Below are 25,610 nucleotides of genomic sequence, written 5' to 3' on the forward strand. Positions count from 1 at the left end.
GCCCGTCCACAGGGGGCGTCCCCAGGCGGTTCTCTGCCGCAGACGCCCGCAGCAGGATCCCTCCTGAGACCACCAGGAGGACCCATGAACCCCTTCCGCCGGCGCACCCGAGAGCGCACCCCCAGCCCGACCGACCGCGCCCCCGCCCACCGGGTGCGTCGATGGCGCCGCGTGGCCGCCGTCCTGTGCGGCGCCCTGGCCGTAGGCGCCGGGGTCCAGGCCGCTGCACCTGCACCGCCGGTCACCACGGAAGTGCTCGTCGCGGATGCCGAGATCGCCCCCGGCACCACCCTCACCGCCGAGCACCTGCGCACGATCGAGCTGCCCGAGGGTGCCGCGGCCTGGGACGCCGGTTCCGTGGAGGAGCTGACGGGCCGCACCGTGACCATCCCCCTGGCTCCCGGCGACCCGGTCACACCCCGCAGCGTCCTGCCCGCCGGCGAGCAGATCCCCGGGGGCCGGGAGCTGATCTTCCTGCCCGTGCTCGACCCGCCGGTGCTCGCTGCCGCCCACCCCGGGAGCACGGTGCGCTTGGTCGACCGCACCACCGGGGAGACCCTCGCCGACCGGGCCACCGTGCGCTCCACCGCGCCCATCGACCCCGATGCGGTGGACTCCCTGGGCGGCCTGTGGCTGGAACTCACTCCCGCACAGTCCGATGCGGTCGCATCGGCCGGGGTGCAGACCGGCAGCCAGGAGGGGGCGGTGGCCGTCTCGCTGGTGCGGTCCCCACAGGAGTGAGCAGACAGGGGTCGAGCGCGGGCTCGAGGACGTGATGCACGACGCACGCGAATCCGCGACCTGACGGGCCGGCGGGCAGTAAGGTTACGGCGTTTGACCCCCCGCAGGAGGGGTCGCCCCCCTCACACTAGGAGAACCACCATGCAGGGCTTCAAGGACTTCATCATGCGCGGCAACGTCGTCGAGCTGGCCGTCGCCGTGGTCATCGGCAGCGCCTTCGCCGCCGTGGTCAACAAGGTCGTCGAGAACCTGATCGACCCGATCCTCGCCGCCATCGGTGGCGCCGACGCCGCCGGTCTCGGCTTCCACCTGCGCGAGGGCAACCCGGCGACCTTCATGGACTTCGGCGCCATCCTCACCGCGCTGATCACCTTCCTGATCACCGCCGCCGTCGTGTACTACGCCTTCGTCATGCCGATGAACAAGTTCAACGAGCGTCGTGGCGTCTTGGCCGCCCAGACCGACTCCGAGGTGCTGGCCGAGATCCGCGACCTGCTGAAGACCAACCGCGGTCTGTGATCCACCCGGGTCGGTGATCCCCAACCACCCGGTGCCGCGCACCGAGCCGACGCCGCAGTGACCCGAAGAGGGCACTGCGGCGTCGTCGCGTGCCGGGCGTGAACCGTTGCTGTGGCCGGCGCCGGCCCAGGTCAACCCCAGTGCGGCGGGCGGTCCTCCAGCCACCGGCGGTCCTCGGCGCCCAGCGGACGCTCACTGACCACCCGAGGGGACGACCGCTCGGCACCCGCAGCCGACTGGGACGGCCCTGCTCGCTCGGGGCCGCGCTCCCCATCGACCCCCGTCCTCGATGCGGGGCGCTTGCGCGCCGGGGGGACGCCCCCCTCATCGAGGGTCGGGGTCGAGTCCTCCCAGGTGGGGTCCGCCGCATCGGAGGTGGGCGGGGCGACCACCCGCCGGGGGCGCCGGGTCACGTCCGACGGCCCGCCTGCTGCGCCGCAGCGCGCAGCACGCTGTTGCGCACCCGCATCGCCTCGCGGCCCAGGTCGCGGTGCAGGTCGAGGCTGGAGACCGGCTCCACCAGCCACCCGGCGCGACGCAGCTGCTCGGGCCACACGCGCACGTGGGCGTCGACCTCCAGGCCCTCGGCACTGATCGGCTCGTCGAAGACCACCGTCGTGATCTCCGGTCGCCGCGGCCCGGGCGCCAGGTGCAGCATCCACCCCAGCAGCGGGTGGTGCACCGGACGGACCACCAGGCCCTCGGCGCGCAGCCGCCGTGCGAAGCGGGCGTGCAGCGGCGGCAGCGCGTCCTCCCCCACCGCCTTGTCGGCCACCGGCGGCGCGTCGAACCAGCGCGTCAGCAGTCCGCCGGCGCTGTCCGGCACGGACCGGGCCGCACGCAGCTCCTGGTCGGAGGCGCGCGTGACCACCAGCTTCATGGAGCGTCGCGCGCGGCGAAGCACCGGCAGCACGGCAGGCAGGCTGCCCGGCTGCGCCACGGCATCGCCCAGCAGGTCACCGTGGCCGTCGGCCAAAACGATCACCACGTCGGCCGTCGTGCGGCGGGCGCGGCGCCAAGAACGCACCACCACGTTGCCCCGCACACCCGGCGAGTAGTGGTCGCCGGTGAGGTGCTGCGCCAGACGGTGGCGCCACCAGACCGCCTCGGCCTCGGTGGGGGGCGTGACGAGCACCGACTGGGTGCCCGACGGGCGCGCCAGCGCCGAACGCACCAGGTCCCACACCACCTGCGGCACGGCCTCCTGCTCCACCACCTGACGGTGGCGGGCCGACGGCGCCAGCCCCGGCACGGCGGCCAACGGGGTGCGGCCGGGCACCGGCGGCTCGAGGTCCGCCGAGAGGTGCCGCCAGGAAGTGGTCAGGCCCAGCTGCGGGACGCGGCGCGACAGCACGGTCCACGCTGACTCCCCCGGCACGGTGCCCACCGGGCGGCCCGGGGTGCTCGGCTCGGGCTCGGTGACCTCCGGGGTCTCGGGGTCGCCGAAGCCCACGAACGCCTGCACGCGGCCCAGCACCCCCGCGACCCGGGCCGGGGCCAGGCTCGTGAGGTCGTCCACCAGCCCCAGGTCCAGGCGGGCGGTGGGCGGCAGGGCGTCGGCCACCGTCCACGGCGAGGCCAGCACCACGGGTGTCAGCGCCCGCATCACGTCCGGGGCGCGACGCCACCACTCGGCCATGCTCCACGGTCCGTCGCGACGCGCGGCCTCCAGCAGCGCCGCCGCGCGGCGGGTGCGGCCGATGGTCGCGCGGGCACGGTGGACCGTCTCGGCCACCGCCTCCCGCGCCGCGGTGTGCGATGCGGTGACCGCCCGGTCGAGCTCGGCCACCGAGGCCAGGGCCGCCTCGCGGTCGAACTGCGCGAGAGCCGGCTCCGACCGGCCGATCAGCTCCAGCACCGCGCGCACCCAGACGTGCTCCACCTCGGCACCCACCCGCTCCACGGGGACCGACCGGCGGGCGAGCTCCCGCAGCACGGCGCCGAAGCCGCGGCCGGTGAGCTCACGCCATCGGGGGGAGACCTCCGGGAGCAGCGCGGCACGGTCAGGACGCGCAGCCAGGCGCTCCATGCGGGTCTGCAGGGACGCGAGGTCGGCGGCGAGCAGGTCGTCACCCGGGCCGCCGGAGAGGTGCTGCTGGAACCACACCACGTCGGTCGAGACGGTCTCGAAGCGCTCGGCCACCTCGGTCAGCTCGGTGCCCACGGGCTCCACGGTGGCGGCGGCGTCCCGGCCCGGCCACCCGGCCAGCCGGTGCCAGGTGGCCGCGGCCTGGGCGACGGCCTCCGCCACGCCCTCCTCCGGCTCGGTGCCCCGTGCCTGCAGGTGCTTGCGCACGCGGGTGCGGATGCGCCCCGCCTGCAGCGACCCGACGGAGACCGGCGAGTGGCGGCCGTGCGCCGCCGCCCAGACGTCCAGGTCCTGGTCGAACACGTCGGCACCGAAACGGCGCATGGCCAGGCGGACCGCGCGGGCCAGCCGCAGCAGACGCTGCCCCTCGGTGAGGCTCGTCACCTCGGGCACATCCAGCGCCCGGGCGATCGGCGCCAGCTCCTCCCGGGTGCGTTGGAGCACGCCTCCGCCCAGGCGCTCGGCCACGGCGAGCAGGCGGCCGGCGTCCTCCTCGTCCTCGGCGTGCACGCCGAACCACGGGTCCTCCTGGCTGCGCACCTCCCACGCCCCGCGGGCGGCGAGGTCCACGATGTCCTGCTGCACGGCCGGCAGGTCGGCCACTGACACGCGCTGCACCACCTCGTCCTCGAGGGGCACCACGATCGAGGGCGGATGGGGGAGGCCGGCCAGGGCTGCCAGGCGCTGGTGCAGGTCGTGCACGCTCACGCCCCAGGGGTGTCGCTTGTCGTGCAGCATCGCGCTGTGGTCACGGTGCGCGGTCAGGGCTGCGTCGAGGGCCTCCCGCGATGGGTCGGCCGTCCGCCGGGGCAGGGTCAGGCCGGCGATGACCCTGTCCAGTGCCGCCATCAGCGCCGCGTGCTGCTCACCCTGCTCCTGGCGCGTACGAGCGACGTCCCACGCGGCCGGCACCTCCGGACCCACCCAGTTGTCGATGACGGCGCCCACCTGGCGGCGGATCGACTCGTCCGGCGCGGCGAGCAGCACCGCCTGCTCGCGGGCGACCGCATCGGCCACCAGCGCGGAGCGGAGGCTGGTGCGACCGGTGCCGGGGCGGGCCTCGACGAGCACGTCCTGACCGGCGGCCACCAGGTCGACCACGCGCAACCCCATCGAGTCCAGCGGGCAGACGACGTTGCGGGTGACACCGGCCACCTGGGGCAGGTGCGGGGCGACGGCGCCCGAGCTGCGACCGGCGGCGGCCGAGGCCAGCAGACCCAGCGCGCGGGAAGGGTCTGCGGCCACCTCGGCGAGGTCCGCGATGCCGGCGTCCTTGGAGTAGGTCGTGCTGGCCAGGTGCTGTCCGGAGCGGACCGCGAAGCCCGGCACCGCACGGCAGAGCATCTCCAGGTGGCGCAGCAGGGGCTCGTCGGTGCGGGCGTGTAGGCGGTCGACCATCTCGGCCAGCACCACCGAGTCGAGGTCCACCCCGTGCGAGACGCGCAGGAAGCGCAGGAGGGCCGGGTTGACCTCCGGCACGCCGGTGAGGGCGATCTCGGCCTCCGTGCGGGAGCTGTCCGTGAAGCTCACCCGCGCCGGGCGGAGCACCACCGGCGCGGAGGGGGCCTGCGTGCCGGGGACGTCCCAGGTGGCCAGACCGGAGGTGACGAAGCAGGTGGTGAGCCCCCAGTCCTCCTCCATCTCCTGCGCCCGGTCCGCGATGGCGGTGACCACGCCCAAGGCGCGTTCCCGCGGCCCGGGGGCGCGCACGAGGTCGCTGAGGAGGACCGGCTGGCCGGAGAGCAGCTTGGCCACCCCGCCGGGGTGGGCGGCCACCAGGTCCAGTGCGAGCCCGGGCCGGGTACCCCAGATCAGGCTGTTGCGCCCACCGGCGTCCGCGAGGGCCGCCGACCAGGCGGAGGCGGTGGTGCGGCCGATGGGTGTGTGGGGCTGGGGCACGGTGCTCACCCCAGCAGGGTAGTTGGCCCGGCGGTCGTAGACTGTGCCACCGCGCCCGGCACCGTTCGGGCGCACGCCCTCGTAGCTCAGGGGAAGAGCACTTCTCTCCTAAAGAAGGTGTCGCAGGTTCGAATCCTGCCGGGGGCACCACCTGCGCCGGGGCCGGTTCCCGCCACCGCGCCCCCGCGCTCCCCGCCGCGCCAAGACTGCCCCACCGCGCCACAGCACGGTGGAGTGAGTCCCGCGCGGCGGGGCACACGCCAGGGCCCCGCCACCTCAGGGGTGACGGGGCCCGTGACTCTCCTGCATCACGCGCTCAGCGGGTGGCCGAGCGGCGCCGCTGGAGTCAGTCGACCTCGGCGGCGAGCTTCTCGAGGCTGTCCTCGAGACCCTCCTTGGGGACCAGCGGGAAGCCGATGTTCTGCAACAGGGCCTCGTCGGTGACCTCGCTCCAGTCGTAGGTCACCGAGACCAGCGTGGAATCGGGGCCCTGGGACTCGAGGGTCCAGACCCACTCCCAGCCGGGCGGCTCGGTGCCGGCCGGGGCGGTCTTCCAGGCCAGACGCTGGTTCTTGGCGTACCCGGTGACGTGGTTGTCCACCTGGTACTCGCCGCCCATGTGCTCACCCTCCATGTTCATGGTGAACACCTGGCCGACGTCGCTGATGCGGTCGCCGTGGTCCACGGACCGGACGAAACCGGAGCCGTCGAGCTTCACGTGGTTCTCGGGCAGCGACAGGACCTCGAAGATCGCCTCGGTCGAGGCCGGGATCTCGCGCTCTGCGCTGATGCTGGTGGGCTTGTCGTTCATGAGCACCTCCTGGGTGTTCGTCCGGGCCGGTGGCTCACCACGGCCCGGCCCCACGGGTCGTGGGAACTGCCCTCCACGTTAACGGTTGGGCTGCTGGCCGGCGACCGGGCACCATGGGCAGCGAGGCCCTCCGAGGCCATGAGCTCCCCGGGGCTCAGCCCACAGCCGCCGCCCGCAGGTCCTCCACGGTGCGGACGGTCGCGCCCGCGATGGCGTCGTACCGGCCCGGCGTGCACGTCAGGACCAGCACCTGGGCGTCCGCACCCGCCCGCTCCAGGGCGCGGGCCATGCGCCGCAACCGGTCCGGGTCGGACCAGCCCAGGGCGTCGTCGAGCACCACCGGCATGCCCTCGTCGGCGTCGACCACCTTCGCGACGGCCAGGCGCGACAGCACCGAGAGCTGCTCCCGCGCACCGGTCGACAGGCCCTCCAACGGAACCGGCCGACCTCCCACCGACCGCGAGACGATCGACAGGTCCGGCGCCACCTCCACCGCGAAGCCCTCCGGGTGGAGCACGGACCCCAGCTCCTCGAGCGCCTCCCGGAAGGGCTGCACGTAACTGGCCTGGGCCTCCGCCCGGCGGTTCCGCAGCGTGGTGAGCAGCAGCTTCAGGGCCTCCGCCCGCGCCTGCACCCGGGTGAAGGCCTCGGTGACCTGCTCGAGGTGGGTGCGAGCCGCATCGAGGTCCTCTGCGCGACCTTCCTGGCCCACCTGGGCCAACATCGCCTCGGCCCGCAGGTGCTCGTCACGAGCCCGGCGGTGCCGGTCCTCGGCCCGCTCGGCCGCCACCCGCACCGACTGCAGGTCCTCCTCGGAGACCGAACCCGCGGCGGCGAGCGCCTCCTGCCGGTCGGCCACCTGGTGCTCGGCATCAGCAACTGCGTGGCGGGTGCTCTCCACCGCGGCCCGCGCCGCGTCGTCCGTGACGAGCTCCCGCGCGGCCGCCACGCGGTCCTGCACCCGGGCCACGGCCGCGGCCGCGGCGTCGCGCTGCACCTCCGCGCGGTCGAGCGCAGCCCGCCGCGTCGCGGCCGTCTCCCGAGCCGCCCCCTCCTCCACGCGCACCGCCTCGGCGGCCTCGCGCGCTGCCTCCAGGGCCTCCCGCGCCGTGAGGGCGGCCGCCTGGGCATCCGTCACGGACGGTGCCTCCCCGTCGGCCTGCTCGACCCGCACCCGAGCGTCGGCGGCATCGGCCCGCCAGTCCTCCACGGAGCGACCCTCCAGGGCCGTCTCCAGCTCGGCATCCACCGCATCCCGGTCGGCCGCTGCCCGCTGCACCGCCGCGTGCAACCGGTGGGCATGGGCCACGTCCTGGGCCCCCACCTCGGACAGGGCCTCGGACAACGCCCTGCGGGCTGCCTCGACCTCGGAGTCGTCCGCGCCCCGCGGCGGCAGGACGTGCACCTCCACACCCGCCACCTCCAGCAGGGTGGCCGCCCCCATCGGAGCCTCCCAGGGCCGCTCGTCAGCGGGCAGCTCCCGCCCGTCGAGCACCACCGGCACCGAGGCATCACCGGCCACCCGCAGCCGGGGACTGGCCGCGTCGCGCCGGGCGGTCGCGGTCCGCAGGGCGTCCTGGGCGGTCGTGATGCGGGCGAGCGCGTCGTCGTCGACGACGTCCCCCTCGAGCAGGGCACGGATCGCCCGCTGCCGCTCGCGCAGCGCGTCGAGGCGCTCCACCGCACGCTGCAGCGTGGTCAGCTCCGCGGCAGCACGCGCGAGCGCCACCTGGTCCTCCGCCGTCCGGGAGGCCGCACGTGCTTCGGCCTCGGCCTGCTCGGCCTCCTCCCGCCGGGCCACCACCTGCGCCACGGACTCCTCGGCGGCCTGCTGCGGCTCCAGCGCTGCCTCCCGAGCCTCCTCCGCGACGGCTTCCGCCTCGGCCGCCTCCGCCGCCTCGGCCAGCAGTGCCTGACGTGCGACCTGGTCCGCCACGGCGCGCTCGTGGTCCCGGCGCGCCGTCACCAGCGCCTCCTGCGCGGTGGCCGCCGCAGCCCGCTCGGCCTCCGTGGACGCCCACGCCTCCTCGGCCTCAGCCCGGCGGGCGGCCGCGGCAGTCACCGCCTCGGCGGCACGCTCCTCCGCATCGCCCAACGCGGCCACCCGGCGCACATCCCCCTCCAGCGCCTCCACGACGGCCCGAGCCTGTTCCTCGGCCTGCACGGCTGCCTCGTGCTCCCCGCGCAGCCGCTTCAGCTCACCGGACTCCCGGCCACCCGCCGTCCAGTAGACCCCCGCATCGGACTCGACCCGCTCCACCAGGCTGGCCGCCTGGTCGAGGTCCTTCCCGGTGTCTCCCCCGGCCACCGCGTCGAGCGCAGCGGTCAGCCGGCGCGATTCCCCCAGCCCGTCGACCACGAGCGGGCCCTCCTGCAGCAGCTGCAGGGCCTTGCGCAGGGTCTCGTCCCCGTGCTCGTCCAGCAGGGCGACCACGTGGTTGTGCGCATCGTCACCCGTCAGCGGCTGCCCCGGACCGTGCGGCCGGAACTCCGTGCGCGGCCCCTTCACCCACTGCTTGGCGTAGGTGAACCGCTGCCCACCCACGGTCAGCTCGGCCGTGACGGTCGGGCCCTCGTCGCGACCGATCGGCTGGGTGTCCTTGACGTACTGCTTCTTGGCCGTGGCCTTCTCCGTGAGCAGCATGTCCAGGGCCCGGACCAGCGTGCTCTTGCCGGCCTCGTTCGGCCCCTCGACCACCAGCACCCCCGCCTCGGGCACCTCCAGGCGGTAGTGGTCGATGCCGCGGAAGTCCTTGACCTCCAGCGCGTGGATCCTCATGCTCGCTCCCCTGCCGTCGCGTACCGGTAGAGCAGGCGCAGGGCGTCCGACGCGGCCGCTGCACCCTCCCCACCGGACTCCGTCTGTTCCTTGAGGTCCGCGGCCGCCTGCGCCACGTACCCGCCGATCCCGATGTCGGACAGCTCGGCGTCATCCGGCACCACCACCACGTCGGTGTGCCGCTCCCAGGCGAACGCTGCCGCGAACGTGTCACCCGCCCACTCGAGCAGCTCCTGCAGTGCCGCGTCGTCGGTCAGCGACAACGTGCCCGTCAGCGCGTGGCGGATGAGGACCGACGACTTGTCCTCGATCGCCTCCCACTGCTCGCGCAGGCGCGCCACGTCCTCGGCGGAGTTGACCTCCTCGGTCACCCCCAGCATCCGCCAGGTGCCGACGTGCACCGGCTCGGCCGCCGGCGCCCGGCCCTCCTCGCCCAGGTCCACCACCAGCACGTCCCCGGGGACCTCGTCACGGAAGTCGGTGACCTCCACCGCCCCGGAGTAGTGGATGCGGCCGCTGGGGTCCGCCCAGCGGGAGTGCCGGTCGCCCAGGGCCACCCAGTCGACCAGGCCCTCGTCCAGCGCTTGTCGGATGCGGTCCCCATCCAACGCCGAAACGCGCCGCCCCGGGTCGAGCTCGAGCAGCTGCCCGTGCGCCACCAGCACCCGGCGCACCCCCGGTGCCGGGGGCTCCAGGTCGTCGAGCACCGCCGCCACCACGTCATGGTCGGGCTGGTTCGTGGTCAGCGGGACCGCCACCAGCTCCACCCCCGGGGCCACCTCCACCGGCTCGCTCGAGCGCAGCACGTGCACGTGCTCGAGCCCCACCCCGGTGAAGGCCGGGGAGTCGTACACGGCGGCGACATTGAGCGCGTCGTGGTTGCCGGGCAGCAGGTATACCGGAACCGGCACCTGCCGCAGGGCCTCCATCGCCCGCCGCACGGTCTGTGGCCGCAGGTGGTTGGAGTCGAACACGTCCCCGGCCACCACCATGAACGCGCAGTCGTGCTCCTGTGCCACCCGCCCCGCCCGCACCACCGCATCGTTCCGGGCCTGGGTGAAACGGGCCTGGTCGTCGGCGTCGAGCCAGTGCCGGGTCATGCCCCACTGCCAGTCACTGGTCTGCAAGAACTTCATGCGGGCACCGTAGGGCCTGCCTCCGACAACATCTCCCCGGCCACCCACAGGCGTGCCCCGCCGGCCACGGGGAGGCGCCGGCCCACCGCGCTGTCGCCACTCCACCATGCTGTGGCGCGACGGTGCGAGTCCGGGGCGGCGGAGCGGGCCCGGCGCAGCGCTCAGGCCAGGACCACGCCGAGCTCCGCCCCCAGCCGCGCCGCGCCCGCGCAGACCACCCAGGTCACCCCCGCCAGCGCCAGCGCCGTCCCCCACTCCCCGGCCCGCACCCGCCGCGCCACCTGCACCACGGCCGTCGAGAAGGTGCTCAGCGCCCCCGCGAGCCCGGCCCCCAGCAACCACCAGTCCACCCCCAGGATCCTCGATGCGGTGAGCGTCGGCGCCATCGGCCCCTCACCCGGGACGCTCCCCAGCAGCACCTCCCCACCCGCCAGGAATCCCAGCACCGCGCTGGCCACCAGGTTCACCCCCAGCACCCCCAGCTCCGCCACGCGCGGCGACCACCGCTGCGCCGCACCGTCGGCCGCGTGGCGCAACACCGCCCCCAGCGCCCCACCCACGGCCACCCACAGCACCACCACCGGCGCCAGCATCACCGCGCACCCACGGCGTCGCCGTCCCCCACCGGGCCCCCGTCACGACCACGCAGCACGGCCCCCGCGTGCAGGCCCAGGGCCGCCAGCAGCACGCCCGCCCCGAGCAGCGCCGGCCCGCCCCAGAACCACGCCCACGAGCCGGCCATCAGCACCGCCCACGCGCTGACCGTGGTGAACCCGCCCAGCACGCCCGTTCCCCAGAAGGCCAAAGTGAGCGGCCGACGGCCGCGCCACACCGCATCGGCCACGCCCAGCAGGAAGGCGCCCACCAGGTTCACGGCCAGCACCCCGGCCTCGGTGCCCCACGCCTCGGAGAGCAGCACCCGGGCCACCGAACCGACGGCGCCCCCGAGCCCGACCAGGACCCAGGGGCGCCACCCGTGCACGACAGACTCGCTCAGCCGCGGCGACGCAGGCGTCGACCGGAACCGGCCACCTTCACCAGCTCGTCGGTCTCGTCGTCGAACTGGCCGAGGATCTGCTCGAGGATGTCCTCCATCGCCACCATGCCGATCTTGCGACCGGCCGGGTCGGCGACCATCGCCAGCTGCGCGCGGTGCTGCCGCATCAGCGCCGCGGCGTCGATCAGCGGCACGTCCTGGCGCAGGGTGGGTATCTGCTGGCGCAGCTCCACCACCCCGGGGTTCTTGCCCGTCGACAGGGCCGTCACCGCATCGCGCACGTGGACCAGGCCCACGTAGCGCTGGCCGTGCGTCACGATCAGCCGCGAGCGCCCGGTCTCCTTGCTCATCCGCTCCACGTCCGCGGCCGTCGCGTCCACGTCGATGGTGACGAGCTCCTGCACCGGGCGGGTGATGTGCGAGAGGTCCTGGTTCTCCAGGCGGAACGCGCCGGCCAGCAGGCGGGCGTCCTCGTCGGGCAGCGACCCGGCCTCCTGCGAGGTGGACATCAGGCGCTGGAGCTCGGCCGGACCGTGCTCCTCCTCGATGGTGTCCACGGCCTCCACACTGAACAGCTTCAACAGGATGTTCGTGAACTCGTTGAGCAGCCAGATGAACGGCTTGGTGATCATCGCGAAGGCCCGGAAGGGTAGGGCGATCGCGATCGCCGCCGTCTCCGGGTGGGCGATCGCCCAGGACTTCGGCGCCATCTCACCGACCACCATGTGCAGGAAGGTGACCAGGCTCAGCGCGATCACCAGCGCGATGGGGTGGGTCAGGGCCGTGGGGACGCTCAGCGCGTGCAGCACCGGCTCCAGCAGGTGCGCGATGGCGGGCTCGGCCATGGCACCCAGGCCCAGCGTCGCCAGCGTGATGCCGAGCTGGCTCGCGGCCAGCATCAGGGACAGTTCCTTGCTCGAGGCCACGGCGGCGCGGGCAGCCCGGCCACCCTGCTCGGCGCGGTCCTCCAGACGGTGCCGCTTGGCGGCCATGATGCCGAACTCGGCAGCCACGAAGAACCCGTTGAGGGCCAACAGCAGGACGGAGATCAGCAGCTTCTCGATGTCGCCCATCAGGAGACCTCCTCCACGTCGTCGACCGTCACCGGTGCGAGCACCACCTCATCGGGCACGTGTCTCTCCACGGACACCACCTCCAGGGAGGTGCGCGCCCGCAACGGGGCGCCGTCCGCGTCGCGGACGACCCAGCTCAGCTCGGCGACGTCACCCACCTCGGTCACGCGGCCCAGCGTCTTGAGCACCAACCCGGAGAGGGTGTCGTAGTCCTCGCTCTCCGGCAGGGAGATGGAGGTGAACTTGCGCACCTCGTCCAGTCGCAGGTTGGCCGGCAGCAGCCAGGTGCCGTCGGCACGCTCGGTGGCCGGCGACTCCTCCTCGTCGTCCTCGTCGAGGATGTCCCCGACGACCTCCTCCGCGATGTCCTCGAACGAGACCACGCCGGCGAAGCCACCGTGCTCGTCCACGACCACGGCGATCTGACGGTGGCGGCTGCGCATCTCCTCCAGGGCCTTGGTGACGCCCAGCGAGGTCGGCAGCAGCACCGGCTCGTCCACGATCTTGTTCACGGAGGTCGACGCGCGCTCCTCCAGCGGCACCCCGAGCACGTCGGAGATGCTCACGACACCCACGATGTCGTCGATGTCGCGGCCGTACACCGGGTAGCGGCTGTGCCCGGTGGCCAGCATCTCCACGAGCTCAGCCACCGACGCGTCGGCGCTGATGGTCTCCACGTCCACGCGCGGGGTCATCACCTCGCCGACCGTGCGGTGGCGGAAGGCCAGGCCGCGGTCGAGCAGGTCCTGCAGCTCGTCGTCCAGCAGGCCGCTGGCGTGGGACTGGTCGATGATGCGTTGCAGGTCCTCCGGCGTCGCACCGGAGGAGAGCTCCTCCACCGGCTCGATGCCCACCTTGCGCAGCAGCCAAGTGGAGGAGTTGTCGAAGAACCGCACGATGGGGCCAGCCACCTTCAGGTAGGCCTCGGTGGGGGCGGCGATCGCGCGGGCCACGGGCACCGCTCGGGCGATGGACAGGTTCTTCGGGCCGAGCTCACCCAGCACCATCTGCACGATGGTGGAGAAGAGCAGCACACCCACGGAGATGGCGATGGCCGTGGCGGCGCGGGAGGCGTTCTCCGCACCGACCAGCTCGCGCAGACCGGCTCCGATGAGGGGCTCGGCCGCGTAGCCGACCAGCAGGGTGGTCACCGTGATGCCGAACTGGGCACCGGAGAGCAGGAAGGACAGCCGGCTCGTGAGGTCGTAGGCCCGCTGTGCCTTCTTGTCACCCCCCTCGGCACGAGTTCTCAACTCGGTGCGGTCCACGGAGACGTAGGCGAATTCCTGCGCCACGAAGAAGCCGGTGAAGGCTGTGAGGACAAGGACTGTGAGAACGCCGAGGGCGATTAACACGAGGGGTTCTACTCCGGCTTCTGTGCGGGATTACTTGGTGTCTTGCGGACTTCGGACGTCAACGCGGCTCACGAAGACGTGGGAGGCGATCTCGCGCGGCAGGGAGACCCCGCCGGAGGCGTTCTCGCCCAGGCCCCGGGCGACGATGCGGTCGTCGGACTGGGAGCTCACCTCGATGCGCTCGCCGGGCAGCACGCCGGCCTCGGTGAGCAGCGCGAGCGCCTCCCCGTCGACCTGCACGGGCTCGCCGATGCGGCGGACGAACACGGCGTCGTGCCCGTCGCGGACGACGTCCACGAGGGACTCCACGCCGTCGCGGAAGGTCTTGCCCTGCACCCCGCCGAGCTCCTCGAGCCCGGGGATCGGGTTGCCGTAGGGGGATTCCTCGGAGTTCTCCAGCAGGGCCAAGATCTTGCGCTCCACCCGGTCGCTCATGACGTGCTCCCAGCGGCAGGCCTCGTCGTGGACGTACTCCCACTCCAGGCCGATGACGTCGACCAGCAGGCGCTCGGCCAGCCGGTGCTTGCGCTCGATGCGGGTGGCCAGCTGGCGCCCCTCGCCGGTCAGCGTGAGGTGGCGGTCCTCGCCGAGGGTGACCAGCCCGTCGCGCTCCATGCGGGCGATCGTCTGCGAGACCGTCGGGCCCGAGTGGCCCAGTCGCTCGGCGATGCGCGCGCGCAGCGCCGGGATGCCCTCTTCGTCGAGCTCGTAGATGGTCTTGAGGTACATCTCGGTGGTGTCGATGAGGTCACTCACCTGGGCCTGCCTTCCGTGGCACGTGCGGAGGCGCCAGTGTACGGGGTCCGGCGGCCAGGGGGTTAGGCGACCCTCACCCCATCGGGGGTACGGTCGGGCATGACCTCTCTGCTGCACCCTCCCAAGGCCCGCCCCGGCGACCGGGTCGCCGTCCTCTCCCCCTCCTTCGCGGCGCCGGCCGTCTGGCCCGCCGTCCACGAGCGGGCGATGGAGCGCCTCACCGAGCTCACCGGCCTGGTGCCGGTGGAGTACCCGACGACGCGTCGGCTCGGCGCCGACTCGCGTGACCGCGCCGCCGACCTGATGGCCGCCTTCGCCGACCCGTCGATCCGTGCCGTGCTGTCCACGGTGGGTGGGGACGACCAGGTGCGGGTGGTCGGCCACCTGGACCCCGAGGTGGCCCGTGCCGACCCCAAGCCCTTCCTCGGGTACAGCGACAACACCAACCTCCTGGCCTGGCTGCACGCCGCCGGCGTCGCGGCCTTCCACGGCGGCTCCACCCAGGTGCACCTCGGGGCCGGCCCCGCCGTCGATGCCGTGCACTCCGCATCGCTGCGGGCGGCCCTGCTCACCGGCGAGCGCCTGGAGGTCACCGAGCCCGGCGAGTCCGAGGACTTCGGGCCGGACTGGGCCTCCCCGGAGGCGCTGACGCAGTTCGGGGAGCGCGAGCCGGCCCCGGCGTGGGTCTGGTCCGGGCCGCGCCGCGTGGTGACCGGTCCCACCTGGGGCGGCAACATCGAGGTCCTGGCCTGGGTGGCCCTGGCCGGGCGGCTGACCGTCACCGCCGAGGACCTGGCCGGCGGCGTGCTGCTGGTGGAGACCAGCGAGGAGGTGCCCCCACCGCACGCGGTCGCCCGGAACCTCGAGGCGCTGGCCCAGCGGGGGCTGCTCGAGGCCGTCGAGGCCGTGGTGCTGGCCCGCCCGGCCACCTCGAACCACGAGCACGTGCCCTCGGCCGAGGAGCGCGCCGCCCATCGCGGGCAGCTCACGGAGGCGGTCTGCGAGGTCGTCACGCGGCACAACGACCGGGCCGTCGTCGTCTCGGGCGTGCCCTTCGGCCACACCCGGCCGCACTGGATCCTGCCCTTCGGCGGCCGGATGACGATCGACGGCGAGGAGCAGCGGGTCTGGGCCGACTACGCCTGAAGGGCACGGATCCGATTCTGTCTTCTCCCGGCTCAACGCGACGCGTACAGGTGCGTCAGGTTGGACGGGCAGACGACAGTTTGCGGCAGGGGGTGCCGACGGAGGGGGCGGGCGGGACCGGCCCTCAGGGCTGCAGCAGGGTGTGCGTCCAGGCGGTCTCGTCGTCCAGCGGCAGCAGCAACGCGCGCTGGTCGGCCGCCGACTGGGTGGGGTCGAGGGGCTCGACGAGCTCCCACCGGCAGCGGTCGTGCAGCCGCGACTGGCGCCCGGTCCACACCTCCACCTGGTAGGGGCGCACCAAGTAGCCGCCCCAGTGGCCGGGGGTCGGGACGTCGTCCGGGCGGGAGCGGTCCGGCCACCGCGTGGCCAGCTCGGCCTCCCTGTCCACGAGCTCCTGGCGGGTGGCCATCGCGTGCGACTGGTGGCTCACGTGGGCCCCGATGCGGGCACCCCAGGGCCGCTGCCGGAAGTATTCGTCCACCTGGTCGCGCGGGAGCTCCTCCGCGACGCCCCGGAAGCGCAGGGCCCTAAACATGCTGGGCCAGGTCCAGGTCACGGCGACGCGGGGGTCGGCGGCGATCTGTTCGGCCTTGGCCGAGACCAAGGAGGTGAACAGGCGCAGGCCCTGCGGAGCGATGTCACGGCACAGGACGGTGCGCACATCGGGGGCCCCGTCCGCATCGACCGTGGCCAGGGCGACGGCGGCCGGCTCCGGCACGTCCCCCCTCTCCAGCGCCCGGTGGTGGGCGGCCGACACCCACTCGTCGATGACGGACCACGGCGCCGGCGGCAGGCTCTCCGGGTCCAGGCCCTCGCCGGTGTACTCGAGCCGTTCAAGGCGGCGACCGCGGCGTCGGGCCAGCTCCGAGGGATGCATGGCGCACACCATAGCGAGCACGGGGCGGCCCGCTGCGTGGCTGGCGGGAAGCAGCCGGCCGGATCCCGCGTTGGTGAGGACGAGCCGTGCGCGAGACACTGGAGCGCAGGAGCTGAACCCCCAGCCGTGAGGAATCCAGCATGGTCAACCCCCGCGTCATCCGCAATGCCATCAAGTACGGGCCCGTGATCGCCGGGGCCGCCAAGAAGTACGGGCCCAGCCTGGTGCAGGAGGCCCGCAAGCACGCGCCGGCCGTGGTCGACGAGGTCGAGCGCCGGACGGGGCGCCGGGTGCCCGGCGCCCAGGGCGGGCGCACCGCAGACATGGCCGACGCCACCCCTCGCCAGACCGGCAGCTTCGTGGACCACACCCCGCTGGGCGGGGCCGCGGCCAAGCGCCGCGCCACCCACCACGCGCGGGCCGTGGTGGACGGCTCCATGCTGCAGACCTTCATCCACTCGCGACCGGTCTGGGTGGTGTTCTCCGGCGACACCCCAGTGGGCACGCACCCGCACGTCGACACCCCCTTCAGCGAACTGCTGCGCCACGCCGACCTGGACGCCCGCATCCGCCCTCGCAAGCCCGGTCAGCCCAGCCGGCCGGGACGGCCCACCGCTCCCCAGCCCGATGGGGGCGCGCAGCCGGGCGAACCGGGGTCCGGCACCGTCGGCGGCTCCACCCCAGGCGATGCCCCCGATGATGACGAGCCGCTGACGGGCACCGTCCACCACCCCTGACCGGCGACTCCGGCTCGTCCACACCCAGCCACAGGGTCGACGTTTCCTGCGCCACGGGGTCTGTTTGACTGACCCCGTGACCCACGCACCCACCGCACCGCACTCCTCCCGCAACCTCTCGCGCACCGAGGCCGCCGCCCGGTCGGCGATGATCAGCGACCTGAGCTACCGCATCGAGGTCGACGTCCGCAGCGCGCCCGACGCCGACTGCGAGACCTTCGGCACCACCACCACGCTGGACTTCACCTCCACCGGTGGCTCCACCTTCCTCGACTTCCTCGGCGGGGTCGATGCGGTGAGCCTGGACGGGGCGCCGCTGGTCCCCGAGGAGGTGTTCGACGGTGCGCGCATCAGCCTGCCCGAGCTCTCCGCCGGCCAGCACCGGGTCGTCGTGGAGGGTCGGGGCACCTACGGCCGCACGGGCCAGGGCCTGCACCGCTTCATCGACCCGGCCGACGGCAAGGTCTACCTCTACACGCACTTCGAGCCCGCGGACTGCCGCCGCCTCTACACCACCTTCGAGCAGCCCGACCTGAAGGCCCCGTTCACCTGGGTGATCACGGCCCCCACCGACTGGGTGGTGCGCTGCAACAGCGAGGACCCGACCTCCGAGCCCGTCGAGGGCGGCATCGTCGCCGGCGCCGAGGTGCCCGCCGGGACCCGCCACAGCTTCGCCCCCACTCTGCCGATGTCCACGTACATCACCGCCATGTGCGCCGGCGACTACCACCGCGTGGAGCGCACCTGGACGGGCACCGCCGCCGATGGCACCGCGCTCGAGGTGCCGGTCGGCCTGCTCTGCCGCCAGAGCCTGGTGGAGCACTTCGACGCGGAGGAGATCTTCGAGATCACCTTCGCCGGGTTGGACTTCTTCCACCGCACCTTCGGCGTGGCCTACCCGTGGGGCACCTACGACCAGGTGTTCGTACCCGAGTACAACCTCGGCGCCATGGAGAACCCGGGCTGTGTGACCTTCACCGAGGGCTACGTCTTCCGCTCCACCCCGACGCGCTCGCAGCGCGCCACCCGCGCGAACACGATCCTGCACGAGATGGCGCACATGTGGTTCGGGGACCTGGTGACCATGGAGTGGTGGAACGACCTGTGGCTCAAGGAGTCCTTCGCCGAGCTGCTGGGCACGCAGGGCAGTGCGGACTCCACCGGGTACACCGACGCCTGGGTGGCCTTCTCCACGGCCCGCAAGCTCTGGGCGTACCACGTGGACCAGATGCCCTCCACGCACCCGGTGGTCGCGGAGATCGAGGACCTCGAGGCCGCCCGCCAGAACTTCGACGGCATCACCTACGCCAAGGGCGCGGCGCTGCTGCAGAACCTCATGAACTATGTGGGGCCCGAGCAGTTCTTCGCCGGCTCCACGGCGTACTTCGAGAAGCACGCCTACGGCAACACCACGCTGCCGGACCTGCTGGCCGCCCTGGAGGGGGCCTCCGGCCGCGACCTGGACGCCTGGGTGGGCCCGTGGCTGCGCACCGCCGGCGTCTCCACCCTGGGCCTGGAGCTCATGACCTCCGATGCGGGCAGCGACGCGTCCGCCGGGGCCGTCACCGCCGCGCGCCTGACCCAGGCGTGCACCGACCCGGTGACCGGTCAGGAGGTGATGCGCCCGCACCGCCTGGCCGTGGGCACCTACGACCTCGTGGACGGCCGCCTGCAGCGCACGCGCCGCGCCGAGCTCGACCTGGCCGCCGCGTCGGTGGACCTCGCCGAGGTGGAGGGCCTGGCCGACCTGGTCGGGTCCCCGCAGCCCGACCTGGTGCTGCTCAACGACGGCGACCTGACCTACGCCAAGCTCGCCCTGGACGAGCGCAGCATGGGCACGCTGGTGGAGTACCTGGGCACGCTGGAGGAGGACACCTCCCGCACCGCGGCCTGGTGGGCCCTGTGGGACGCCACCCGCGACGGCCGGCTGCACGCTGCGCACTACGTGCGAGCTGCCATCGCCGGGCTGGCCAACGAGCAGCACGGCGGCATGCTGGGCGCCGTGGCCGGCAACGCGCGCACCGCGATCGAGAAGTACCTGCCCGCCGAGCAGCGGGACGCCTGGCGCGCCGCCTGGGCCGAGACCTGCCTGGCCAACCTGCGCTCGGCCGAGCCGGGCTCCGACGCCCAGCTGGTGTGGCAGCGAGCCTTCGGGGCTGCGGCGGCGACGCACCCCGCATCGGCGCCGGTGGCCCGCGGGTTCCTCGACGGGAGCGAGCAGGTGGAGGGCATCGCCTGGGAGGCCGACCGTCGCTGGGACCTGTGGAAGGCCCTGGCCGCCACCGGGGAGGCGACCCGCGAGGAGCTGGACGCCGAGCTCGAGGCCGACCGCAACAACTCGACGATCACCCACCACCTGGAGGCCGTCTCGTCGCTTCCCAGTGAGGACGCCCGCCGCGAGGCCTGGGAGAAGCTGCTGACCCCGCTGTCGCTGACGAACGACCACGTCTCGGCCACCATCAGCGGCATCCGTCAGCCGCTGCGCTCCGAGGAGCTGGGCTGGCTGCGCGAGGAGTACTTCGGCCGCCTCGAGGAGATCTGGGCGCAGCACGGCATGGAGATCGCCGAGCGGATCGTGCCGGGCATGTTCCCGGCCGACGACCGGACCGACGAGGCGACCGGCCAGTGGCTCGAGGCCCACCCGCAGGCACCGGCGGCGCTGCGCCGCATCGTGGTCGACCGCTGGGACGACCTGCGTCGCGCCGAGACGGCCCAGGGGCTCGCCCGCCGCGAGGGCACGGTGGACCGCGCCTGAACCCCTGCGCCGGAACCGATCCGGCGACCCGGCCCCGGTGCCCCTTTCCTCACGGTTTCCTCACGAAGCCGCCGGGGGCTTGGCACCGGGGCCGTTCCGCGCCATGGTGGAGGGACACACCACCGGGAGGGTCACCATGACGAATACACGCACCGCTGCCCACATCCTGACCGTCGGGCTGCTGCTGGGTGGCTTGACGGCCTGCACCGGGGAATCCGACGAGGACCCCTCGGAGAGCACGAGTTCGCCGACGAGCGAGACCAGCTCCGACGCGCCCAGCGAGAGCGGGTCCGACGACGAGAGCGAGGCGCCCAGCGAGAGCGGGTCCGACGACGAGTCCGAGTCGGGCTCGGACGACCCCAGCGAGCCGCCGGCCGAGACGGACGCCTCCAGCGACGGCGACCAGTCACCCTCCCCGAGCGACAGCCCCACCAGCGACCCGGACCCGACCGACACCGAGCCCAGCGACGACCCGAGCGAGTCCGAGGCGCCGAGCCCGTCTCCGAGCGGCCGGACGGTCCCCTCGGAGAGCATCACCCCGCTCCCGAGCCCGCCCCCCGGCTCGACCCCATCCTCGGCGGACCTCACCACCGCCACCTGAGGCACCCACAAAAAACGACCGGGCGGCCCACCACACGGTGGGCCGCCCGGTCGTCGGTTGACAGCGGTCAGCTGAACAGCGCTGCCACCACCGGGCCCAGGATCAGGGCCACGAGGGTCACGATCACGATGATGCGTCGGGTCTGTGCGCTCATCACACTCCTGCCAGGTCGCGGATGGGGTCGATGCCGAAGTAGGCCAGGAACATGGCGGCGATGATCCACATCAACGGGTGGAGATCACGCGCCCGGCCCTGCGCCACCTGCAGCACCACGTAGGTCACGAAGCCGGCACCAATGCCGGCGGTGATGGAGTAGGTGAAGGGCATCAGCACGATGGTGAGGAAGGCCGGGACGGCGATGTCCAGGCGGTCCCACTCGATGCCTGTGACCTGCTGCATCATCAGGAAGCCGACGACCACCAGCGCGGGCGTGGCGGCCTCGTAGGGCACCACGGACACCAACGGGGAGAGGAAGGTCGCCAGCAGGAACAGGATGCCGGTCACGACGCTGGCCAAGCCGGTCCGAGCACCTTCACCGACGCCGGAGGCGGACTCGATGAAGGACGTGTTCGACGAGACCGCGCCGGCACCACCGGCGGCGGCGGCCAGGGAGTCGACCACCAGGATGCGCTGCGCCCGGGGCGGGTTGCCCTCCTCGTCCAGCAGACCGGCCTCGGCACCCACGGCGACCATCGTGCCCATCGTGTCGAAGAAGTCGGCCAGCAGCAGCGTGAAGACCAGCAGGCTGGCACCCACGATGCCGATGGAGCTGAACGAACCCAGCAGGTTGAACTGGCCGAGCAGTCCGAAGTCGGGCACCTCGACCCACTGGGTGGGGATGGCCGGCACGTTGAGGCCCCAGCCGGTGGGGTTCACGACCTCACCGGAGGCGTCGGTCTGCGAACCGATGCCGATGATGCGCTCCAGCACCACAGCCAGCACGGTGGAGCCGAGGATGCCGTAGAGGATCGCGCCACGGACCTTGGCCACCATCATCACGACGATGGCGAGCAGGCCGAGGACGAAGACCAGGGTGGGCCAGCCGGAGAGGAAGCCCCCGACGCCCATCTCGACCGGCACCGGGCCGCCGGCGGGCTTGCGGACGATCCCCGCATCGACCAGGCCGACGAAGGCGATGAACAGGCCGATGCCGACGCTGATGGCGATCTTGAGCTGGGCGGGGATGGCGTGGAAGACCGCCTGCCGGAAGCCGGTGAGCACCAGCAGCAGGATGATCAGGCCCTCCATCACCACCAGACCCATGGCGTCGGCCCAGGTGACGTTCGGGAGGCTGGCGACGCCGAAGGCGACGAACGCGTTGAGGCCCAGCCCCGTCGCCAGTGCGATGGGGTAGTTCGCCACCACGCCCATGAGGATGGTCATGACGCCGGCCACCAGCGCCGTGGCCGCGGCCACCATCGCGATGTTGGGGCTGTCGCCGCCACCGAGGAAGTTGCCGGTGCCGTCGGCGACGGTGCCGATCATCAGCGGGTTGAGCACGATGATGTAGGCCATCGTGAAGAAGGTGACGACACCGCCGCGGACCTCGCGGACGACGGTGGTCTCGCGCCCCTCGAGGTCGAACCACCGGTTGAGCACCGCGTTCACGCGCGGGACTCCTCGGCCTGGCCGGGCTCGTCGGCGGAGGCGCCCGACGCGCTGGTGGACTCGTCGGTGCCCTCGCCGGCGAACTCGTCGCGCGCATCCGGCTGGTCGGACGAGTCCGACTCGTCAGAGAGGTCGAGCACGTCCAGGTCGAAGTCGTCGATCAGCGGGGAGGGCAGGGGTGCCGGCTCCGGCTCGGCCAGCTCGGCGCGCTCCTTGCGCAGGGTCTCGACGGGCACCAGGTACCCGGTGCACTCACAGTTCTCGCACCGCGCGGCCACCCGCTCGGGCTGCTGTCCGTCGGTCCGCACCGGCAGCGCAGCCGCGGAGACCAGCACCACCTGCGGCTCCTCGGTCTGCGCGTCCGGGGCGCCGAAGTCCTCCGGGCGCAGCCGGTCGGCCCAGGGCACCCACTCCGGGGCGAGCAGGGCGCCCTCGGCCGGGGCGAGGTGCGTCTCGCACAGGGTGATCCGCTTGCTGCGGGGCGCCCGGGCGACGGTCACCTCCCAGCGCCAGCCGACGTAGCCGCGCAGCAGGCACTCGAAGTGGTGGGTCACCAGGCGCTCCCCGACGCTCACGGCGCCGACGTGCTCGCCGACCGAACCCGCGGCGGCCACACCGAAGAGCCCCTCGCGGGCCGTGCCGACGGCCTCCATCAGGGCGGCGTCCGGGCGCGGGGCGCGCTGCTTGCTGGGGGTGGTGGGGGTGGTGGGGGTGGTCATCAGCGTCCTGCCTCGAACTGGTCGGCCACGGCCCGCAGGGCCTTGGCGAGGGTCTGCCCGTGGCGCGCGTCGGGGTAACGCCCCTTGCGCAGCTGGTTGGACGCGTCGTCGAGCAACCGGATGAGGTCCTCCACGACGACGGCCATGTCGTCCGCGGGCTTGCGGTCACGCAGGGTGCGGCCACGCTGCACTGAGGGGGGCGCGTCGAGCACCTCCACGTGCATGGCCTGGTCGCCCTTACGTCCCTGCACGATGCTGTACTCCAGGCGGGTGCCGGGGCGCAACGTGGTCACCCCGGCGGGGAGGGCGCTGGCGCGCAGGAAGACGTCGCTCCCCGCATCGTCGCCGACGAAGCCGAAACCCTTGTCGGCGTCGAACCACTTGACCTTGCCGGTGGGCACTGGGAACTCCTGTGTGACGTGGGGGCCGCCCCCACGAGGGGGAACGGCAGTGATGAGGGAGGCGACGGCGCCGTGCGCACCGTCGCCCACAGGCCCAGTCTACGGGCCCGCCCTCAGAGCCGGTGGGCTCCGCCGCGGCCGTCGCCGTCCTGCGGGGACCCGGAGGGGGCCCGGGTGCCGGCGCCGGGCTCGTGGGTGCCTGGCTCCTGGGTGCTGGGCTCGTGCCCTGGGGCGTACTGCCCGTACTCGGGAGCCGGGCGGCCCCGGGCCCCGTTCAGCGGGTGCGGGGCACGGGGGTCGTCACCCGTTCCGGCACCCTCGGGGGCCGGCTGGCTGGGCTGGCTGGGCTGGCCGTACTGACCCGGGGCAGGGGGCTGGCCGTACTGGCCCTGCTGGTCGGCGGGCCCGGAGGGGGGTGCGTACTGGCCGGGCTGGCCGTACTGACCCGGCTGCCCGTACTGACCCGGCTGGCCATACGGCGCCGCGCCGGGCGGGGGGCCGTACCCACCCGCGACGGCCTGCTGCTCGCGGCTCGTGCGGACGAGCTGGACGATGCCCCAGATGATGAGGACCAGACCCAGCAGGAACACGATCAGCGCGAGCGCGAACGCACCCAGGGTCCACCCGATCACGCCCTCCAGGGCGTCCCCGGGCGCGACGGCCATCACCGACCCGGAACCACACTCCAGGGTGTAGTCACCGGCCTCGGTGGTCTGGAAGAGCCAGAAGTTCTGCGGGGCGCTGGCGCTCTCCGTGAGCTGCGGATCCAGGGGCACGGCGTTTCCCGCCGGGTCGGTCACCGTGCACTGGTCGGTCTCCAGCGGGTCGGCGTCGGGCCCCATCGCGTAGAGGACCCGCTCCTCACCGGCCGGCAGGTAGCGAGTGTCGCCGTCCGAGGCGGGGTTGAGCAGTGCGCCGAACAGGTCCCCCATGCCGATCGCCATCGGCAGCAGGAAGGCCAGCGGCGTTCCCACGAGCAGCGTCAGACCGCCGAAGATCAGGGGCATCAGGCCCTTGCGCTTCGGCTGCTGCTGCGGGTGGTAGGCGTACGGGCCCGAGGGGCCCCCCGTCACGTGGCTCATGGCCGGATTCTAGTGCCGGCCCGGGGCGCCCCGGGCCGGCAGGGGGTGTGGCACCCTGAACCGCACCGCCGACCGTCGGCACCATCCCCTGAGCCCTTGGGAGGACGCACATGCCCACCGTGGTCAAGTTCGTGGTCGCCGTGGCCATCCTCGCCGTGGTGATCACGCTGATGGGGGTGCTCAACCCGCGCGGTCAGGTGAAGGCCTTCCACCGGTTCACGTTCTGGCGCAAGGCACCCGAGCCCACCCGCCGCGAGTTGATGGTGCGGGCACTGGTGAACGCGGCGATCCTGGCGGTGCTGGTGCTGTTCATCGCGGTGATGGTCTATGACGTCAGCCTCTGGTGACCTGATTCGGTGACCTGACCGGACGACCCGGACGGACCGGCACGACGACCCGTCTCGTCCGCTCAGCCTGCCTGACCGGTCCGCAGCAGCTCCAGGGACCGCTCGATGCGGCGTGCCCACCAGTCGGTCCGGTCCGGCGCGGCCAGCTCCGCGGCCCGGTCCGGCTCGACGCGGCGCAGGGCGATCCGCCCACCCTCCGGCACCAGGGGCGCCGAGGTGACGTCGTGCGAGAAGAGCGCAGCGGTGCCGAGCCCGCACGCTCCGGCGAGCTCCGGCATCGAGGAGGCCAGGGCGACGCCCGCCCCCAGGCCCACGCTCGACTCCAGGGCCGAGCTCACGACCGTGGGCAACCCGGTGGCGGTGATGATCTGCGCGGCGGCGGCCGCTCCCCCCATCGGCGCTGCCTTGACGACGATGAGGTCGGCCGCGCCCAGCGCGCGCACGAGCAGGGGGTCGGCCGCGCGGCGGATGGACTCGTCGGCCGCGATGCGGGTGGGCACACCGCGGGCAACCAATAGCTCGCGGAGCTCAGCGAGCTCCGCAGCCGTGGCGCAGGGCTGCTCGCAATAGTCGAGGCGCTCCCCCGTGGCGGCCACCTGCTCGAGCGCCCGGGCGGCCTGACGCACGGACCATGCCCCGTTGGCGTCGATGCGCAGGGCGGCGTCGGGCCCCATCGCGCGGCGGACGGCGGCGATGCGGGCGAGGTCGTTCGCCGTGGAGGCGGCCTCGTCACGGTCCAGCACGGAGCGCTCGGCGACCTTGATCTTGGCGGTCCCGGCGCCGGGCACGCGGGCCACGACGGCCGGGACCTCCTCCGCGGCGACGGCCGGCACGGTGACGTTGACCGGCACCGTGGAGCGGACGGGGGCGGGCCAGCCCCACCAGCCGGCCTCCAGGGTGGCGGCGAGCCAGCGGGAGGCCTCGGCGTCGTCGTACTCGGTGAACGGGGCGAACTCGGCCCAGCCGAGGGGCCCGCGGACCAACGCGGTCTCGCGGGTGGTCAGGCCCCGGAAGCGCACCACCATGGGCAGGCGGACCACCACCAGGTGGGCGAGCAGCTCCTCGAGCGCGGGGAGCTCACGGCCCAGGGTGGGGTCGCTCACCGCCTGGGGGCGGTCGGTGGGGCAGGGAAGCACGGGACCGACGGTACTGGGTGGCGTGGGGCGCGGGCGGGGAGCACCG

Annotated in this window: 23 protein-coding genes and 1 tRNA gene; 8 read left to right on the forward strand and 16 right to left on the reverse strand. The window is 73.5% G+C overall.

The features are described 5' to 3' along the window. Positions 1-84: 84 nt before the first annotated feature. Positions 85-741, forward strand: coding sequence for an SAF domain-containing protein (locus tag KSED_RS11695; protein ID WP_015780288.1), 657 nt, complete (start codon positions 85-87; stop codon positions 739-741). A gap of 141 nt (positions 742-882) precedes the next feature. After that, complete coding sequence (mscL, locus tag KSED_RS11700) at positions 883-1,260, forward strand: large conductance mechanosensitive channel protein MscL (RefSeq protein ID WP_015780289.1); 378 nt, start codon at positions 883-885, stop codon at positions 1,258-1,260. A 131-nt stretch (positions 1,261-1,391) separates the two neighbouring features. On the opposite strand, the gene KSED_RS14355 is transcribed toward mscL, so the two are convergent. Together KSED_RS14355 and KSED_RS14725 are read right to left on the reverse strand one after the other, a co-directional pair. After that, positions 1,392-1,673, reverse strand: coding sequence for a hypothetical protein (locus KSED_RS14355; protein ID WP_015780290.1), 282 nt, complete (start codon positions 1,671-1,673; stop codon positions 1,392-1,394). Next, positions 1,670-5,257: a hypothetical protein gene (locus KSED_RS14725; protein ID WP_143827384.1), complete on the reverse strand. Its 3,588-nt coding sequence runs from the start codon at positions 5,255-5,257 to the stop codon at positions 1,670-1,672. The genes KSED_RS14355 and KSED_RS14725 overlap by 4 nt, the downstream gene beginning before the upstream one ends. A gap of 66 nt (positions 5,258-5,323) precedes the next feature. On the opposite strand from KSED_RS14725, the gene KSED_RS11710 reads away from it, so the two are divergent. Beyond that, positions 5,324-5,398 (forward strand) — tRNA-Arg (locus KSED_RS11710). Between the two features lie 196 nt (positions 5,399-5,594). Here KSED_RS11710 and KSED_RS11715 read toward each other — a convergent pair. The 8 genes from KSED_RS11715 to KSED_RS11750 all read right to left on the reverse strand — a co-directional run bounded on the left by KSED_RS11715 (position 5,595) and on the right by KSED_RS11750 (position 14,155). Beyond that, a complete protein-coding gene (locus KSED_RS11715; RefSeq protein ID WP_015780292.1) occupies positions 5,595-6,059 on the reverse strand; it encodes an SRPBCC family protein in 465 nt (154 codons plus the stop codon). A gap of 154 nt (positions 6,060-6,213) precedes the next feature. Beyond that, positions 6,214-8,838: an AAA family ATPase gene (locus KSED_RS11720; protein WP_015780293.1), complete on the reverse strand. Its 2,625-nt coding sequence runs from the start codon at positions 8,836-8,838 to the stop codon at positions 6,214-6,216. Further along, positions 8,835-9,974, reverse strand: coding sequence for a metallophosphoesterase family protein (locus tag KSED_RS11725; RefSeq protein ID WP_015780294.1), 1,140 nt, complete (start codon positions 9,972-9,974; stop codon positions 8,835-8,837). Before KSED_RS11725 ends, KSED_RS11720 begins: the two co-directional genes overlap by 4 nt. Before the next feature lie 161 nt (positions 9,975-10,135). Next, positions 10,136-10,567 (reverse strand): fluoride efflux transporter FluC, encoded by a 432-nt coding sequence (locus tag KSED_RS15695; RefSeq protein WP_015780295.1) that lies wholly within the window; start codon positions 10,565-10,567, stop codon positions 10,136-10,138. Further along, positions 10,567-10,956, reverse strand: coding sequence for a fluoride efflux transporter FluC (locus KSED_RS13865; protein ID WP_015780296.1), 390 nt, complete (start codon positions 10,954-10,956; stop codon positions 10,567-10,569). The genes KSED_RS15695 and KSED_RS13865 overlap by 1 nt, the downstream gene beginning before the upstream one ends. A gap of 11 nt (positions 10,957-10,967) precedes the next feature. Next, on the reverse strand, positions 10,968-12,044 hold the full coding sequence (locus KSED_RS11740) for a hemolysin family protein (RefSeq protein WP_015780297.1): 1,077 nt from the start codon (positions 12,042-12,044) through the stop codon (positions 10,968-10,970). After that, complete coding sequence (locus KSED_RS11745) at positions 12,044-13,399, reverse strand: hemolysin family protein (protein ID WP_015780298.1); 1,356 nt, start codon at positions 13,397-13,399, stop codon at positions 12,044-12,046. Before KSED_RS11745 ends, KSED_RS11740 begins: the two co-directional genes overlap by 1 nt. A gap of 30 nt (positions 13,400-13,429) precedes the next feature. Next, entirely contained in the window at positions 13,430-14,155 is a 726-nt protein-coding gene (locus KSED_RS11750) for an iron-dependent transcriptional repressor DtxR (RefSeq protein ID WP_015780299.1), read from the reverse strand. A gap of 99 nt (positions 14,156-14,254) precedes the next feature. Between KSED_RS11750 and KSED_RS11755 the strand changes: the two genes are divergently transcribed. Then, entirely contained in the window at positions 14,255-15,301 is a 1,047-nt protein-coding gene (locus KSED_RS11755; RefSeq protein WP_015780300.1) for a S66 peptidase family protein, read from the forward strand. 124 nt (positions 15,302-15,425) lie between these two features. On the opposite strand, the gene pdxH is transcribed toward KSED_RS11755, so the two are convergent. Continuing rightward, the gene (pdxH, locus tag KSED_RS11760) at positions 15,426-16,178 is read right to left on the reverse strand and encodes a pyridoxamine 5'-phosphate oxidase (RefSeq protein WP_015780301.1); all 753 of its coding nucleotides are present in this window, start codon (positions 16,176-16,178) and stop codon (positions 15,426-15,428) included. Positions 16,179-16,318: 140 nt separating this feature from the next. On the opposite strand from pdxH, the gene KSED_RS11765 reads away from it, so the two are divergent. The 3 genes from KSED_RS11765 (at position 16,319) to KSED_RS11775 (ending at position 20,271) form a co-directional block, all read left to right on the forward strand. Then, positions 16,319-16,915 carry a hypothetical protein gene (locus KSED_RS11765; protein WP_015780302.1) on the forward strand — a complete coding sequence of 199 codons (597 nt, stop codon included), beginning with the start codon at positions 16,319-16,321 and terminating at the stop codon, positions 16,913-16,915. A 76-nt stretch (positions 16,916-16,991) separates the two neighbouring features. Next, entirely contained in the window at positions 16,992-19,670 is a 2,679-nt protein-coding gene (gene pepN / locus KSED_RS11770; protein ID WP_015780303.1) for an aminopeptidase N, read from the forward strand. 136 nt (positions 19,671-19,806) lie between these two features. Then, on the forward strand, positions 19,807-20,271 hold the full coding sequence (locus KSED_RS11775) for a hypothetical protein (RefSeq protein ID WP_015780304.1): 465 nt from the start codon (positions 19,807-19,809) through the stop codon (positions 20,269-20,271). Between the two features lie 153 nt (positions 20,272-20,424). Here KSED_RS11775 and KSED_RS11780 read toward each other — a convergent pair whose 3' ends face one another. The 4 genes from KSED_RS11780 to KSED_RS11795 form a co-directional block, all read right to left on the reverse strand. Next, a complete protein-coding gene (locus KSED_RS11780) occupies positions 20,425-21,879 on the reverse strand; it encodes an NCS2 family permease (protein ID WP_015780305.1) in 1,455 nt (484 codons plus the stop codon). Then, positions 21,876-22,598 carry a DUF3027 domain-containing protein gene (locus tag KSED_RS13870; RefSeq protein WP_015780306.1) on the reverse strand — a complete coding sequence of 241 codons (723 nt, stop codon included), beginning with the start codon at positions 22,596-22,598 and terminating at the stop codon, positions 21,876-21,878. The genes KSED_RS11780 and KSED_RS13870 overlap by 4 nt, the downstream gene beginning before the upstream one ends. Continuing rightward, positions 22,598-22,999 (reverse strand): cold-shock protein, encoded by a 402-nt coding sequence (locus KSED_RS11790; protein WP_015780307.1) that lies wholly within the window; start codon positions 22,997-22,999, stop codon positions 22,598-22,600. The genes KSED_RS13870 and KSED_RS11790 overlap by 1 nt, the downstream gene beginning before the upstream one ends. Positions 23,000-23,112: 113 nt before the next feature. Beyond that, entirely contained in the window at positions 23,113-24,081 is a 969-nt protein-coding gene (locus KSED_RS11795) for a DUF308 domain-containing protein (protein ID WP_015780308.1), read from the reverse strand. A gap of 110 nt (positions 24,082-24,191) precedes the next feature. Between KSED_RS11795 and KSED_RS11800 the strand changes: the two genes are divergently transcribed. Further along, a complete protein-coding gene (locus tag KSED_RS11800; RefSeq protein ID WP_015780309.1) occupies positions 24,192-24,428 on the forward strand; it encodes a hypothetical protein in 237 nt (78 codons plus the stop codon). Between the two features lie 62 nt (positions 24,429-24,490). Here the strand turns inward: KSED_RS11800 and KSED_RS11805 are convergent, their stop codons facing one another. Beyond that, the gene (locus KSED_RS11805) at positions 24,491-25,564 is read right to left on the reverse strand and encodes an o-succinylbenzoate synthase (RefSeq protein WP_015780310.1); all 1,074 of its coding nucleotides are present in this window, start codon (positions 25,562-25,564) and stop codon (positions 24,491-24,493) included. Between the last annotated feature and the right edge of the window lie 46 nt (positions 25,565-25,610).

The organism is Kytococcus sedentarius DSM 20547, assembly GCF_000023925.1.
Taxonomy (GTDB): Bacteria; Actinomycetota; Actinomycetes; order Actinomycetales; family Dermatophilaceae; genus Kytococcus; species Kytococcus sedentarius.